This is a genomic window from Pseudomonas sp. P42, assembly GCF_017973755.1.
In the GTDB taxonomy this organism is placed as follows: Bacteria; Pseudomonadota; Gammaproteobacteria; order Pseudomonadales; family Pseudomonadaceae; genus Aquipseudomonas; species Aquipseudomonas iridis.
The window spans coordinates 953731-968671 of the sequence record NZ_JACOPU010000001.1; the positions used below are offsets into that span (position 1 = coordinate 953731).

Consider the following 14941-nt stretch of genomic DNA (forward strand, 5'->3'; position numbering starts at 1 on the left):
CAAAGACCCTGGTCGAAAGACCGGGGTTTTTTGTGTCTGAAATTTGACCCTCCGCTTTTCTTACTGTCTTCCACCCTCCTGTGCCCAATACAAATCCCTGTGGGAGCGAGCCTGCTCGCGAAGGCGTCGGCACATTCAAAATTTGTATCCGTCGCAAGAACGCTTTCGCGAGCGCCGAGACATGCACAGTTATCTCTACGGGTTTACTGCGGTGCCACGTCGCATTGATTTTTTGATTCTTTAGTCAGAATTATGTAACTGGTTGTTTGCTGCGAGCCAAGAAACCTTTAAAGTTAACCTTTCGGTCAGCTTTGCACTGTCAACACAGCTCTTTGCTACGCCAGAAAGAGCTTCTGCAAGACTCGAGATTCCCAGTAGATAACCAGAAGGGCGGACATATAACCGCCCAGAGGATGATCCATGTCCAACCGTGAAATATCCCGGCGCTCATTCCTTCAGGGCGGGCTGGTAGCGGGAGTGAGCGTCACGCTCACGCCGCTCAGCAGTCAGGCGCTGGCTGCCTTGATGGAAAACAGCGTCACCGTGCCGTCCGAGAAGTGGCTCGGCAACAACGGTAAGGCGCGTCAGCGTAACGATGCACTGTCCAAGGTCTGTGGTAGCAAAGTGTTTGCCCGCGATATCCGATCCAAGGACATGCCGGGTTGGCCTGAGCAGCAGGGCCACGCCATGCTGCTGAAAACCATCAAGGCTGATCGCATCTATGCCGGCTACGACCTGTCGTGGCTTGGTGCAGACTTGCAACCGGATCGCATCGTTACCGCTGCTGACCTGGACAAGGACGGCATCGTCTTTCCGGAAGAACACGCTCCGGATCCGCTGCTGCCGGAAGGTAAAGTGCCGATGTTCATCGGGCACCCGGTGGCAATCCTGATCTGGAACGATTTCGAGCGTTTCCGTCAGGCCAAGAACCAGCTCAAATTCAATGACAAGGCGATTCGTTACGGTGCTCAAGTGCCGTTCTACGAACGCGACCCCTACGGCAGCTTCCGCTATGTGCGTGTAGGTGGCCCGACCTCGGCCGATGAAGACGAATTCGCCAGCCTCAAGGATTCGATACTGTTCCCGATGCTGAAAAACCGCCGTCCGGTGTGGGATGCATCGCCGAATCTGCATGGCAACCTGACCGAGCGTGGGCTGTTCTACGCCGATCGCATGAAGAAAGAGATCGACACGCCGCCGGACAACTGGCTGGTGTTCGATGAGCGCTACAAGACTCCGTCGATCGAGCCGGCCGCCATGGAGCCGGACAACGGCAACGGCTGGTATGACCCGAAGACCAAAACCTTGCACTTCGTCGTGGCGACTCAGTGCCCACTGGAAACGGCGACCGATACTGCGAAAATGATCGCACCTTCGCGCTTTGGCCTGGCCAACCTGAACATGCACCCGGGTTACACCGTGGGTTACGGCTCCAAAGACCACAACATCTTCGTTTACTACGCGGCCCTCGCTGCGCTGTACGGCGCCGGTGTGCCTGTGCGTCTGGCCAACGATCGTTACGAGCAGTTCCAGAGCGGTATCAAGCGTCACCCGTTCGACATCCGTTACCAATTGGCGGTGGACAAGAACGATTACAGCTTTAAGATTTTCCGCGCCGAAATGAGCGTCGACGGTGGTGGCCGGATCAACTACAGCCCGTCGGTAGCCGCAGTGGGTGCCACGGCAGCGCAGTCGATCTACTACATGCCGCAGAATGACCTGCAAGTTACCGCCTATCACTCGCGCGGTGTTGAGGCGGGTTCGATGCGCGGCTACGGCACCCTGCAAAGCATGGCGGCGACCGAAATGATGGTCGACGAAATCGCCAATCGCCTGGGTGTCGACGCGATCGACCTGCGTCGCAAAAACGCTCTGCGTTCCGGCATGAAAAATACCCAGGGTGCGATTCCGGCCGGCGCGCTGCGACTGCACGAGATTCTCGACAAGGCCTCATTACACGAGGTCTGGAAAAACCGCGACGCGATCAAGAAACAGCGTGAAGCGGCAGACCCGGATAACTGGTATGGCGTTGGTTTTGCCATTTGCCAGAAAGACTTCGGCACCGGTTCCGAAGCGCCGATGGCCAGCATCGAATTCACTGCCGACGGTCGCATTACCTTGCGACACATTGGCATTGAAATCGGCACCGGCATGTCCACGTCGCAAGCTTTGGTCGTCGCCGATTTCCTCGGTAGCCCGGCGCACGAAGTGAAGACTGGCGAAACCGAATGGAAGGAAATGCAGCTGATCACCAGCGGCAACCCTTACACCATGAGCCAGGCCGAGCAGGACAACCTGCTGCGCAACCCGCGCTGGGTGGGCAAATTGGCCTCGGCGTCGTCCGCGACCAACTCCGCTTACTACTTCAGTCATGCCACCCGTGAAGCAGCGCGTGTGTTGTTCAATCACGGTCTGTGGCCGGCGGCGCTGGAGATCTGGCGTCAGGGTCCTTATGGCGGCCAGGCCAACCCTTATGTGGTGCGACGTGAAGACGCGCATTGGGTCGATGGCAAACTGACCGCCAACGGCATGCAGCCGCTGAGCTTCGAAGAGTTGGCCAAACGCGCTCACGAGCGTGGCTTGGTCACTGCGGCGACAGTTCACGGTTTCAACCGCTGGAGCTGGGCCGAGGCTGAGTACAGCATCGACGGCGTGAAAGAACGTCTGCCACTCGATGGTCTGGCGGTGAAGTACGGCGACGGCGCACCGAAGGCCAAGCAAGCGTTGATGAGCACTGCCGGTTTCCACCTGCTGGATCGCCAGAACATCAACTACCCGGTGACCCAACTGAACAACGCTGCCGTGACGTACTACAGCCCGGTCGCCACGCTGGTCGAGTTGAAGGTCAACAAAGGCTCGGCGGAAGTCGAAGTGCTCAATCACCATTCGTGGGTCGAGTGCGGACGTGTGCTGGTCGAAGAACTGGTCAAGGGCCAGCTCGAGGGTGGTATCGCCATGGGCATCGGTCACGCATTGATGGAAGAGATGCCGCTGTACGAAGGTGGGCCGGGGGAGGGTGACTGGAACTTCAACCGTTACCGCTTGCCAATGGCGCGTCACGTTGCGGTGTGGAAACAGACGGCGGAAATTCTGCCGCCGCTGTCGCCAAGCGATCCGTCCAAAGGTATCGCCGAAGTGGTGATGATCCCGGTAGTCGGTGCCATCGGTAACGCCGTGGCGCACGCCATCGGTAAACGTGTTCGCGATCTGCCAATCACTGCTGCGCGCATCAAGGAGGCCCTCAATGGCTAACCGTCCGCTTCAACTGACCCTCAATGGTCAATCCGTCGGCCCGGTGGACATCCCTGATGACCTGCCGATGATCGACTACCTGCACGAATACAAGAATCTCACTGGCTCGCGCCTGGGCTGTGGTCAAGGTATCTGTCACGCCTGCGTCGTGATCGTCGACAACCCGGACGGCACCAGCGAAGAAGTGCGCACCTGCATCACCGGTGCGCATTATTTCGAAGGCAAGAAAGTTCGCACCATCGAAAGCCATGCCAAGCGTGACGAGGATGGTCAGGTCACTGAGCTGAACCCGATCCAGCAGCGTTTCGTCGACGAATTCGCCTTCCAGTGCAGCTACTGCGCCCCGGGTTTCGTCAATGCCGCGACAGTGCTGGTGGAAAAGCTGCAACGCCAGCCGATCGTCAAAAGCCAACTGGAACAAGTTATCGAGGACAGCCTCGGCCATCACATCTGTCGTTGCACCGGGTACGTGCGTTACTACAACGCTACCCGCAACGTGCTGACCGATCTCGGCCTGGTCAAGGAGGGTTAAGCATGAAGTTTTTATTGACCCGCCTGACCCTGGCGGTCGGGCTGACTGCGCCGCTGTTGTTGGCGCACGCTGATGATCAGGTCAAGCGCGGCGAGTATCTCGCCCGCGCTGCCGACTGCGTGGCCTGCCACACAGCACCGGGTGGTGCGCCGTATGCGGGTGGCCTGCCGATCGTCTCGCCGTTCGGCACGATCTACGGCACCAACATCACGCCGAGTAAAGAGCACGGCATCGGTTTGTACAGCGATGAGGAGTTCTTTGCCGCGCTCACCGAAGGCAAGCGCCGCGACGGTGCGAATCTGTATCCGGCGATGCCGTACACCTCCTATCACCTGGTGCCGCGGGAAGATTCCGACGCGATTCATGCGTATCTGAAAACCGTCGAGCCGATCGAGCGTGCTGCACCGGTCACCAGCCTGAGCTTTCCGTTCAACGTGCGTCTGGGCCTGATGGGCTGGAACATGATGTACGGCAAAGATGTGAAGCTGGATTCGGGCGAAGGCAAAAGCCAAGCGTGGAAGCGCGGCCAATACATGGTCGACGTTCTCGGCCACTGCGGCGAATGCCATACGCCGCGCGGCCTGCCGGGCGCGATGCAGATGGACAAACGCATGACTGGTGGCATCCTCAACGGTTATCTGGCGCCGAGTCTACTGGCGACCGATCTGGCTGCTCGCGGCTGGAATCATCAGGATCTGAGCACGTTCCTCAAGCACGGTATGAGTGCGCAGGGCACGATGTTCAACGAGATGTTCCCGGTGTTCCACAACAGCACTCAGGGCCTGACGGATACCGATCTGGCTGCGATGGCCACGTTCCTGCTCGGTGATCAGCCGCCGGCAGCCAAAGCGTTGGTCGAAGTGCCAGTGGACAAGCTCAGCGCGAGCGCCCAGCGCGGCCGTCAGGATTACTTGAACGTCTGCGCCGGATGTCACGCGGTCGGTGGCGAAGGCAAACCGCATATCGCGGTGGCCATGCGCGGCAACACCACGCTGCGTCTGGAAGATCCACGCAACTTGCTGCGCGTGATCGAGGATGGTATCGGCGAACAGAAATTCTCCGGGTTCGAGCACATGCAACCGATGCCGGGTTTTGCCGACAAGCTCAGTCCTGAGCAGTTGACCGATCTGCTGAACTACCTGCGCCAAGGCTGGGGTGGTCAATCCGCTGAACTGGCAGTGAGCGAAGTGCAGAAGCTGCAAGCCGACGCTCCGACCATCGAGCACAAGGCGCACTGATATGCAGCATCTCGATCTGCAAGTGGTGCGCCGCGCGCTGGAGTGGTCGGTGGCGGGGCAGCGCATCTGGCTCTGCACCGTGCTGACGACCTACGGCTCGGCACCGCGTGCGCCGGGTTCGCTGCTGGCGGTGAATGAAGGTGGGCAGTGGATCGGGTCGCTGTCCGGCGGTTGCGTCGAGGAAGATTTTCTCGAGCGCGTCGCCGAAGGTGCGTTTCTCGATGCGGTCAATGTCGTGCGTTACGGTGAAGGCGATGATCCGCGCTCGCGGGTCAGTCTGCCCTGTGGTGGCATTCTCGATGTGCTGGTAGAGAAATTTGACGCCGACTGCGACGTCCAGGCGCATTTGCGCGAATTGGAGTCGGCGCTGCTAGGTCAGCGTCGATTGATTCGCGAGGTCGATCTGGCCAGCGGTGCGCGCAGTCTGTTCGCTGATCGCGAGCAGGGTGCGCGTATCGAGCGGGAGATTGATCGGGTGCGGATCCGCATCGGTGCGGCGCAGCGTTTGTTGCTCGCCGGATATTCCAGCGTGGCGCAGGCGTGCGCCGAGTTTGCGGTCGGCCTCGGTTTCGAAGTGATCCTCTGCGATCCGCGCGATGAAGTGCTCGAGGGTGTGGTGCTCAGTGGTGTGGAGATTCGTCGGCAACTGCCGTCGGTGTTCATTGCCGATGGCGGTTGCCATCGAGATACCGCGGTCGTGGCGCTGACCCATGACCCGCGCATCGACGATCTGGCGATGATGGAAGCGGTGCGTACCGAAGCGTTCTACATTGGCGTGATGGGCTCGCTGCAGACTTCGCAGAAACGCTTCGAGCGTTTGCGTCGGATTGGCGGGCTGGGGGAGGGCGAGTTGGCGCGGATACATGCACCGATCGGCCTTAACCTGGGCAGCAAGACGCCGGCGGAAATTGCGTTGGCGGTGCTGGCGGATATCTTGCGCATACGCAGTGGGATTGCTCGGGACCAACTCTGATACTGAGTGACAGATGTCATTGTGGCGAGAGAGTTTGCTCCCTCGCCACAGTTGCTTCTGAAGAATGAAGCGGGGCGTTTGATCAGAAACCGTATTTGTCGCGCAACCCGTAATACCAAGCCCCCAGCGCCGCAAACGGCGTGCGCAGCAGTTGCCCGCCCGGGAACGGATAGTGCGGCAGATCAGCAAACGCATCAAAACGCTCCGCCTGACCACGCAACGCCTCGGCCAACACTTTGCCGGCCAGATGCGTGTACGTCACACCATGACCACTGCAACCCTGCGAGTAATAGATGTTGTCGCCCAAGCGTCCAACCTGCGGCAGGCGCGACAGGGTCAGCAGGAAGTTTCCGGTCCAGGCGTAATCAATCTTCACGTCCTTGAGCTGCGGGAACGCCTTGAGCATTTTCGGGCGGATGATCGCTTCGATGTTTGCCGGATCCCTTGCGCCGTACACCACGCCGCCGCCGAAGATCAGGCGCTTGTCGCCCGTCAGGCGGTAGTAGTCGAGAAGGTAATTGCAGTCTTCGACACAGTAATCCTGTGGCAGCAGGTTTTTCGCCAATTCATCGCCCAACGGTTCAGTGGTGATCACCTGAGTGCCGCACGGCATCGATTTGGCCGCCAGTTCCGGCACCAGATTGCCGAGGTAGGCGTTACCGGCGACGATGATGAACTTGGCCCTGACCTTGCCCTGCGGTGTATGAACCACTGGATTGGCACCGCGCTCGATACGCACGGCGGGCGATTGCTCATAGATAGCGCCGCCAAGCGATTCGACTGCCTCGGCTTCGCCTAGCGCCAGGTTTAGCGGGTGAATGTGGCCGCCACTCATGTCGAGCATGCCGCCGACGTACTGATCGCAGGCCACGACCTCACGAATACGACGTTGATCAAGCAATTCAAGCTGCGTATGGCCGAAGCGTTCCCACAGACGCTTTTGCGACTCCAGGTGGCCCATCTGCTTGGCCGACAGCGCCGCGAACACGCCGCCGTCCTTCAGATCGCACTGTATGTTGTACTTGGAGACGCGCTCGCGAATGATCCGGCTGCCTTCGAAGGCCATGTGGCCGAGCAGTTGCGCTTGCTTCGGGCCGACGGTGCGTTCGATCACATCGATGTCGCGGCTATAGCTGTTAACAATCTGGCCGCCGTTGCGTCCCGATGCGCCGAAACCGACCTTGGCTGCTTCCAGAACGGTCACGCGAAAACCGCTCTCCAGCAGAAACAGGGCGGAGGACAATCCGGTATACCCGGCACCAATCACACAGACATCCGTCTCCACATCATCCTGCAAGGCCGGACGAGCCGGTACGGCATTGGCCGACGCAGCGTAATAAGACTCTGGGTAAAGGGTGTTCGCCATCCTGCAGCCTCTGTTTAATATATTTTACGAGTGCGCCGATCCTACCCGAGTTGAAAAACCTCCGCCAGCCACTGAAAATCTCCGTTGCTGAGCGAAAATTAAATATTTTGCATATTCATAGGGTTAGGTGAAAAAAAGGTGTTGACACCCCTCCGGAATTCCGTAGAATGCCGCCTCACAGCAGGCACGTAGCTCAGTTGGTTAGAGCACCACCTTGACATGGTGGGGGTCGTTGGTTCGAGTCCAATCGCGCCTACCAAACAAAATCCGCTCTGCTGGGCGGTCTAGAAGGGCTCACCGAAAGGTGGGCCCTTTTTTGTTGTCTGGGGTTTGCAGACCTCTTGCGAATTCGTCGCTTCAGAACATCAATTCGGCAATCACCTCGACGTGCGCTTCCCTTTTTCATGATTGCCTTCTCTTTCCACATTGATGAGATGGCTTCAGAGTTGGTGCATAACGACAGCCATTCCTCCAAGTCAAACTCTCATTCCATAAAAATAGTGTGGATATTGAATGAGTTACGAGCTTTTTTAACCGACCGGTTATCGAAAAAATATTGTCGCTGAAGCGATTAATCAGTAATATCCGCTCCGCGTTCACCACCACGGTTTATGCATTTTTAATCCCAAGCTTCCATCAGCTGCTTGGGATTTTTTTTGCCTGCGATTTGGCTTTTGCAGCACTTCTCCATCACGTTCCTCAGCTGCACACCGGCGATGTGGTCCGGGCAAATCCCCACTTTTTGAACTACTACTGACTGGCCGATTTTCAACTCTTTTACAAAGGAGTGTGTCTGTGCTGGCTCACTGGTTTCTAGCGGCTATTCATCTAATGGCTTTTGCCTTGGGCTTTTGGGCAGTGCTGACGCGTGGAGCGGCGTTCAGCCGTTTGGCGTCCGGCGCGGGGGAGGTCAGGCGCGTGTTGCTCGCCGATAATCTGTGGGGCATCTCTGCGTTGATTCTGTTGGTGACGGGCGGGATGCGTGCCTTTGGCGGGTATGAGAAGGGCACTGACTATTACCTTCATCAGCCACTGTTCCATCTGAAGATGACACTGTTCGTGCTCATTCTGCTGATGGAGCTCGCGCCGATGATCACGTTGGTCAAATGGCGCATCGCGTCAGCGCGCGGTGCGGCACTCGATACCGGGCGTGCAAAGTTGTACGCGCGAATCAGCCATGTCGAAGCGTTGTTGCTGATGCTGATGGTGGTTGCCGCCACTGGCATGGCGCGTGGCGTGACATTCGCTTAGGAGGGCGAATTCCCTGCGCTCTATCGGAATCGTCCGACAGCCAGCCTTTGGAATGGCCGGTAAGATCGAGCGGTAACAGGGGATAGGGAGAATGAATCGGAAGGGGATTGGTGTGTCAGGCGCCGTGCCCAACAGAGTGGGGAGCGGGTGGCAATACGGCGCGTGTATCTCTAGCCAGTCATTGTGCTGGGCAAACGAACTGGCTACTGACTGCGATGCGGCTCAGGGTGTCTGTGGTTTGTCCGGAGCGGTCAGGCCAGCCTGAATACGCTGGTAGATCTCTTCACGGTGCACCGCAACGTTCTTCGGAGCGTTGATGCCAATTCGTACTTGCTGGCCGCTAACGCCCAGGATGGTGATGGTGATGTCATCACCAATGTTTATGCTTTCACCGACTTTGCGGGTGAGTATCAGCATGGTCTTCTCCTTGATTGCTTTGTAGGGCACCTGATTCAGACAGTGCAGAGGTCGGTGGTACGTATAGATTAGTGCGAAGTCTCACAGTTTGGGTGCCTCTTTCTGACGCGCAGATGCGGCATTAATTCCCAGGGCGTAACTATACAGAGGCTGCAATCATCAATCTCGTTGTTTCGTGCCCATTTTGCGGGGCTCGCGAAGTATTTATGAATGGTAAGATCGGCGCTTTGAGATTTCCGAGGAAACCGTTGTGCGCAAATTGGTCTGGATAGTCGCGGCACTGGCATTGGCAGGATGTGGTGAAGGCAAGAGTGTAGACGCGCAAAAGCCGAAAACGGCGGTCGCGACTGCTCCTGCTGTCGCCTCTGCTCCACAGTGGGATCTCGAGGTGCGCGGCGAAACGCCTCAGGCGGTCAGTGATCTGAGCGGCTGGCTGATAGAGCATGCGTTTGTTCCGACGGTAATCAAGGACAGCAGCGGCAAAGTGCGAATTCTGATTGGCCCTTTCAACTCCAAGGCTGAGGCCGAAGCTCGGCAGGTGCAGGTCGATGCGGCATTGGCAAAGGCCAAAAAACGGAATATCGAATCGGTGGTGATCGAGCATCCGATCCAGCCGTAGCATTGTTTTCAGCGGAGCAGCTTAAAGGGTGTCGGATGCGATTCGTCTTACTACGAGTAACTTACGATTTCTTGAAGGAGCTCCGCATGGCCGCCGCCAATCCCTACAAGCTCTTCAGTGCTGTGCTGCAGCGTAAAATCCGGTTGAGCCCGCACTTGATGCGGATCACGTTCGCCGGTCCTGAAATTGCCAGCATGGCCACCTGGGCGCCCGATCAGCGGGTCAAACTTTTTTTCCCTGCCGCAGATGGTTCTCCTGCAAATCTTGCGCAGGAGGAAGGTTGGTACGCGCGTTTCCGCTCGATGTTGGCAAGTCGCCGCCCGGCGATGCGTACTTACACGATTCGTCATCTGCGTACCGAGCAAGGTGAGGTCGACATTGATTTCGTCTTGCACGGTGAGACGGGGCCGGCTTCGCGCTGGGCGTTGCGAGCGCAGCCGGGCGAGTCGATGCAAATCCTTGCGCCTGACAACCGTTTCCCTGCGAAGGAAGCCGGAGGGTTCGAGTGGCGGCCGCCGCAGGCTCTCAAGCAAGTATTGCTGGTTGCCGACTCGACGGCGTTGCCGGCAGCCATGGGCATTCTTGATGAGATGGCTGCTCTTGCCGATCCACCCGAGACGCAAGCTTTCTTCGAAGTCGACAGTGCACAAGACATGCTTTCAGTGCCTGACTGGCCGGGGCTTACAGTGCAATGGCTGATCCGTGAGCAGGCAGATGCGACAGTCGCCGGGATGTTGATGGTTGAGGCGGTGCGGCAGGCGACTTTGCCCATTCATGCTTCGTCAGCGAGCCAGGCCATCGAACTCGCTGATGTCGATGTTGATAAAGATATTCTTTGGGAAATCGCCAATACGGCGCAAGAAGGATTTTACGGCTGGATCGCCGGCGAAAGTGCGGCTGTCATGAGCTTGCGCAAATACCTTATCAAGGACTGCGGGATCCCTCGTGAATCGCTCAACCTGATGGGATATTGGCGCCACAACAAGCCTGGTGGCTAGCCACAAAAAAAGGCCTCGAACATAACGTTCGAGGCCTTTTTTGTGCTGCGATCAGCCGCAGGCTTTCATGCTCACCGGGCCGACAAATTCGTTGCCGCGCCCCATCACGCACGCCACGCTCTGATTGCGCTGGCGTTCCCAGTCTTGCACCGGGTAGGTCTTGTCCCACGCCTCATATAGCTGCCGATCCTGTTTCGACAGACGCAAGCCGTATTGCTTGCTCATGTAGAAATAAGTACGGGCAATCATGCCGCGAATTGAAGGGCGGGGCATGACCTTCTTGGCCTTGAAGTCGACCTGGGTCAGGCAAGAGCCGTACTGGCCGGATTGCACCGGCAGCCAGCCATAGCTGAAATTGCTGCGATCGCCATTCACCTCGCCAATGCTCGGTACCAGGTTATGCAGGTCGGCTTCGGCCTTCTGGTAGATCGGGTCGTAGCGTGTGCAGTTCTTGCGTCCGCCTTCCTGCCAGCATTGGCGCTGATGGCCAAACTGCCAGGCGGGCACAATGTGCTCCCATTCGATACGTGACGCGCGCTTGGCATTTTTGCGCGGTACGTAACCACAGGCTTTCAAATCAACCCGGTTACCGGTGTATTTGCAGCCGCAATAGAACTCGGTGGACTGCGGTGCGTAAAGCTTCCAGGCGACCTTCTTGGCTTCGGAAAATGTGCGAGGTGCGCCCGCCTGGGCGCCCATGGCGATGAACAGCAAAAACAAAGCAAAACAGCGGACAATCATTGAATCAGTCTTCCTTCGGCACAACCCAAAAAATCTGCACGCCGCCATCGTCGCGGTAGGCGAGGGTAACGTTGTCGTTCTCGTCGATTTCCTCGAGCAGGCGCTCCCAGTCATCCATCGGCTCGTCCGGCAGGCGGAAGATCAGTGCGGCTTTGGCTTTTTGTGCGGTGGGGGAATTGATGATTTTTTGAACGCGCATACCCATGCGTTCATAAGCGTCAGGAGCATCAGGGGAGGTGGCCACGAGTTATCCTTATTAAGCTGTACGTGCATACAGTATTTAACTGTAAGCATTTTCGCAACTGCTTAAAATTCAAGAAAATCCTCTGACAGCGCTTTTCCCATTTTGGTGTAGGGCGAGTCGAAATTTTTGTAGGGAAGATGCACGGAGATTTGTAGGCGACGCACCACCCGCGAATCAGGCGGGTGGTGCGAGGATTGCCCCATCAAGAGTTGATCGGGCGAGGGTCAATCAGTATTCCCAGAACATCCGTTGCAGTTCTTTGCTGTCATTGGTTTTGGTCAGTGCGACCATCGCCAGGATGCGGGCTTTTTGCGGGTTCAGGTCGTGAGCGACGACCCAGTCGTACTTGTCGTCAGGTTGTTCGGCATTGCGCAGAACGAAGCCGCCAGCGTTGACGTGGGATGAACGGATGATTTGCACGCCATCTTTGCGCAGGGCTTGCAATGAAGGGACTACGCGCGAGGACACCGAGCCGTTACCAGTGCCAGCGTGGATGATGGCTTTGGCGCCGGATTGGGCGAGTGCCTTGTAGGCGGTATCGCTCACATTGCCGTAGGAATAGGCGATTTCTACGTCAGGCAGGCTCTTGATGGTTTTGATGTCGAACTCGGAATCCATGGTGTGACGCTTGGCTGGCAAGCGGAACCAGTAGGATTTGCCTTCAACCACCATGCCCATTGGGCCCCAGGCACTTTTAAAGGCCTCGGTCTTGATGTTGATCGTTTTGCTCACGTCACGACCGGACTGGATTTCATCGTTCATGGTCACCAGTACGCCTTTGCCGCGAGCTTCTTTGCTGCTGGCCACCGCGACGGCGTTGTACAGGTTGAGCATGCCATCAGCGGACATGGCGGTACCCGGACGCATCGAGCCGACGACGATAATCGGCTTGTCTGTCTTCTCTACCAGGTTAAGAAAGTAAGCGGTTTCTTCCAGCGTATCGGTGCCGTGGGTGATGACAATGCCGTCGACATCTTTGCTGTCAGCCAGCTCGGCGACGCGACGCCCCAATTGCAGCAAGTTGTCGTTAGTGATGCTTTCCGAGGCGATCTGCATGACTTGTTCGCCACGCACATTGGCCAGTTTGCTCAATTCAGGAATGCCGGCAATCAGTTGCTCGACGCCGACTTTGGCTGCCTGGTAAGTGGCGCTGTTGGCGGCGCTGGCGCCAGCCCCGGCAATAGTGCCGCCGGTGGCGAGGACCACAACGTTGGCGAGTTTGGTCTGGGTTTCGACTTCTTTTGCCTGAAGAGCAGTCGGCAGGAGCAGGAGGAGGGCCAAAGCGCCCGGGACGAAGGTGTTGAAAGCAGATTTCATTATTTTTCTCTCTAGTAGTGAGACGGTGCTGATGCAGGTTCATCTAGATGCGCCCCGAGCCGATCTGGATGCCGGGGTGCGGTGTAGGGAGCAGGATCTGTACCAGCCGTACTTTGCGTTAGAGAAATGTTTAACCTGATGATTTACATCATTATTTTATGATTTTAGGAAGAGCGCCTCGCATCGGGTATCCGGGTTTCCGAACAATGCGGCCCTTCATGTTCGGCTCTCCGAAAAGGACTACTGCTTCTGTCGAACGAATCGGGTTGCCGTATCTGGAATAGGTGCTAAAGAAACCATCGCGCTGGCCGATGCGTGTTCAGGGAAACTAAAATTTAGGGAGTTCTCATGTCACTGACGATTGGTTTATCAAATCCCGCTGCTGTCACCATCGGCGGCAAAACCGCTGCGACGATCAATGCATTGAGTCAAGCGGAAGCGGACGCTTCTGCCGAGGCGCTGGGCATCGAGAAAGAAGAGAGCAATCAGGTCAGAACCGGTGGTCCCGCGCAAGAAGACAGCAAGGCTGAAAGCGGCGACAACCTGAGCATCACAGTCAAAATGCTGCTGAAGCGGATGCAGGAATTGCAGAAGCAACTCCAGGAACAGCAACAGCAATTGGCTGCGGCACAAGCTCAGAGCTATCCGACTCCGGAGGCCAAATCGCAGGCTGTCATGTCCATTCAGGGGCAGATCGCGCAAACCAGCGGCGCGATGGCGGAAGTAGCGGGCGCGCTGGTCAAGGAAATGTCCAAGAGTTCCACCAGTGGCAATCTGGTCAGCACCACAGCATAGATAGCAAAGGGGCGAGTCGAATGATTAGTCCTACGATAAATGGTGATTTCCGATTGTTGACAAATCTCGGCCAGGTTCGCATAGTTCGATCTACGCAAACGTTTGCGCGGCTTCCCCTAGGTACAGCTCCATCGGTGGAAGCGCTGTAGCTTACGCCAGCGCAAACGTTGCTCAAAATAATCATAAGATCGGAGTGAACCCATGAAGCTGCCATTTGCTGGACGTCTTCTTGCTGTCGCTATGCTGGCTGCCACAGCCGCTGCATTACCCGTCTCTTCGGCGTTCGCCGAATCCCCGGAAAAACCCAAAGTCGCACTGGTCATGAAATCCCTGGCCAACGAATTCTTCCTGACCATGGAAGATGGCGCCAAAGCCTACCAAAAAGAACACTCCGCCGATTTCGACCTGATCTCCAATGGCATCAAGGACGAGACCGACACCGCAGGCCAGACGCGCATCGTCGAGCAAATGATTCTGGCCAAGGTCAATGCCCTGGTCATCGCGCCTTCTGACTCCAAGGCCATGGTGCCGGTGATCAAGAAAGCCGTCGATGCCGGTATTACCGTGATCAACATCGATAACCAGCTCGATCCGCAAATTGTCAAAAGCAAAAACATCAGCGTGCCATTCGTAGGCCCGGACAACCGCAAAGGTGCACGTCTGGTAGGCGAATATCTGGCCAAACAACTGAAGGCCGGAGACGAAGTGGGCATCATTGAAGGCGTGTCCACGACGACCAATGCTCAGCAGCGTACCGCTGGCTTCAAGGATGCGATGGAGGCGGCGCAGATCAAGGTGGTTTCCCTGCAGTCCGGTGACTGGGAGATCGATAAAGGCAACAAGGTTGCCGCGTCGATTCTCAGTGAGTACCCGGATGTCAAAGCGTTGCTGGCTGGTAATGACAGCATGGCCGTTGGTGCCGTTTCCGCCGTGCGTGCTGCGGGCAAGGCAGGCAAAGTGCAGGTTGTCGGCTACGACAACATCAATGCCATCAAGCCAATGTTGAAGGACGGTCGTGTACTGGCGACTGCGGATCAGTATGCCGCCAAACAAGCGGTGTTCGGTATCGAGACCGCGCTGAAAATCATCAAAGGCGAGAAGGTCGACAGCGGTACCAATGGCGTGATTGAAACGCCGGTCGAACTGGTCACCAAGTAAGTCCTCTGGCGATACAACGGCGCTCGCCCGACCGGGTGAG

General features: G+C 57.2%; 14 protein-coding genes and 1 tRNA gene. 10 read left to right on the forward strand and 5 right to left on the reverse strand.

Annotation, left to right across the window (positions count from 1 at the left end):
* The first annotated feature begins 420 nt into the window (after positions 1-420).
* The 4 genes from H8B20_RS04275 to H8B20_RS04290 are packed head-to-tail and all read left to right on the forward strand — an operon-like array spanning position 421 to position 5995.
* Positions 421-3252, forward strand: coding sequence for a xanthine dehydrogenase family protein molybdopterin-binding subunit (locus H8B20_RS04275; RefSeq protein ID WP_210622436.1), 2832 nt, complete (start codon positions 421-423; stop codon positions 3250-3252).
* Positions 3245-3784: a (2Fe-2S)-binding protein gene (locus H8B20_RS04280; protein ID WP_042558620.1), complete on the forward strand. Its 540-nt coding sequence runs from the start codon at positions 3245-3247 to the stop codon at positions 3782-3784. The genes H8B20_RS04275 and H8B20_RS04280 overlap by 8 nt, the downstream gene beginning before the upstream one ends.
* 2 nt (positions 3785-3786) lie before the next feature.
* The gene (locus H8B20_RS04285) at positions 3787-5022 is read left to right on the forward strand and encodes a c-type cytochrome (RefSeq protein WP_210622437.1); all 1236 of its coding nucleotides are present in this window, start codon (positions 3787-3789) and stop codon (positions 5020-5022) included.
* Position 5023: 1 nt separating this feature from the next.
* Positions 5024-5995 carry an XdhC family protein gene (locus tag H8B20_RS04290; RefSeq protein WP_047300463.1) on the forward strand — a complete coding sequence of 324 codons (972 nt, stop codon included), beginning with the start codon at positions 5024-5026 and terminating at the stop codon, positions 5993-5995.
* Between the two features lie 82 nt (positions 5996-6077).
* Here H8B20_RS04290 and H8B20_RS04295 read toward each other — a convergent pair whose 3' ends face one another.
* Positions 6078-7361, reverse strand: coding sequence for an NAD(P)/FAD-dependent oxidoreductase (locus tag H8B20_RS04295; protein WP_210622438.1), 1284 nt, complete (start codon positions 7359-7361; stop codon positions 6078-6080).
* A gap of 182 nt (positions 7362-7543) precedes the next feature.
* On the opposite strand from H8B20_RS04295, the gene H8B20_RS04300 reads away from it, so the two are divergent.
* Positions 7544-7620, forward strand: a tRNA-Val gene (locus H8B20_RS04300).
* Between the two features lie 536 nt (positions 7621-8156).
* Positions 8157-8612: a DUF2214 family protein gene (locus H8B20_RS04305; protein ID WP_210622439.1), complete on the forward strand. Its 456-nt coding sequence runs from the start codon at positions 8157-8159 to the stop codon at positions 8610-8612.
* A gap of 222 nt (positions 8613-8834) precedes the next feature.
* On the opposite strand, the gene csrA is transcribed toward H8B20_RS04305, so the two are convergent.
* Positions 8835-9029: a carbon storage regulator CsrA gene (csrA, locus tag H8B20_RS04310; RefSeq protein WP_003179932.1), complete on the reverse strand. Its 195-nt coding sequence runs from the start codon at positions 9027-9029 to the stop codon at positions 8835-8837.
* A 250-nt stretch (positions 9030-9279) separates the two neighbouring features.
* Between csrA and H8B20_RS04315 the strand changes: the two genes are divergently transcribed.
* Together H8B20_RS04315 and H8B20_RS04320 are read left to right on the forward strand one after the other, a co-directional pair.
* Positions 9280-9648 carry an SPOR domain-containing protein gene (locus H8B20_RS04315; RefSeq protein WP_042558677.1) on the forward strand — a complete coding sequence of 123 codons (369 nt, stop codon included), beginning with the start codon at positions 9280-9282 and terminating at the stop codon, positions 9646-9648.
* Positions 9649-9734: 86 nt separating this feature from the next.
* Positions 9735-10646: a siderophore-interacting protein gene (locus H8B20_RS04320; protein ID WP_210622440.1), complete on the forward strand. Its 912-nt coding sequence runs from the start codon at positions 9735-9737 to the stop codon at positions 10644-10646.
* Between the two features lie 51 nt (positions 10647-10697).
* On the opposite strand, the gene H8B20_RS04325 is transcribed toward H8B20_RS04320, so the two are convergent.
* The 3 genes from H8B20_RS04325 to H8B20_RS04335 form a co-directional block, all read right to left on the reverse strand.
* Positions 10698-11387 carry an endonuclease gene (locus H8B20_RS04325; protein ID WP_210622441.1) on the reverse strand — a complete coding sequence of 230 codons (690 nt, stop codon included), beginning with the start codon at positions 11385-11387 and terminating at the stop codon, positions 10698-10700.
* 4 nt (positions 11388-11391) lie between these two features.
* Entirely contained in the window at positions 11392-11592 is a 201-nt protein-coding gene (locus tag H8B20_RS04330) for a DUF1654 domain-containing protein (protein ID WP_210622527.1), read from the reverse strand.
* Between the two features lie 267 nt (positions 11593-11859).
* The gene (locus H8B20_RS04335) at positions 11860-12948 is read right to left on the reverse strand and encodes an asparaginase (protein ID WP_210622442.1); all 1089 of its coding nucleotides are present in this window, start codon (positions 12946-12948) and stop codon (positions 11860-11862) included.
* A 348-nt stretch (positions 12949-13296) separates the two neighbouring features.
* Here H8B20_RS04335 and H8B20_RS04340 point away from each other — a divergent pair, with 348 nt between their 5' ends.
* Positions 13297-13743, forward strand: a complete 447-nt coding sequence (locus tag H8B20_RS04340; protein WP_042558681.1) for a hypothetical protein — start codon at positions 13297-13299, stop codon at positions 13741-13743.
* A 201-nt stretch (positions 13744-13944) separates the two neighbouring features.
* Positions 13945-14901 carry a sugar ABC transporter substrate-binding protein gene (locus H8B20_RS04345; RefSeq protein WP_042558682.1) on the forward strand — a complete coding sequence of 319 codons (957 nt, stop codon included), beginning with the start codon at positions 13945-13947 and terminating at the stop codon, positions 14899-14901.
* Positions 14902-14941 lie beyond the last annotated feature (40 nt).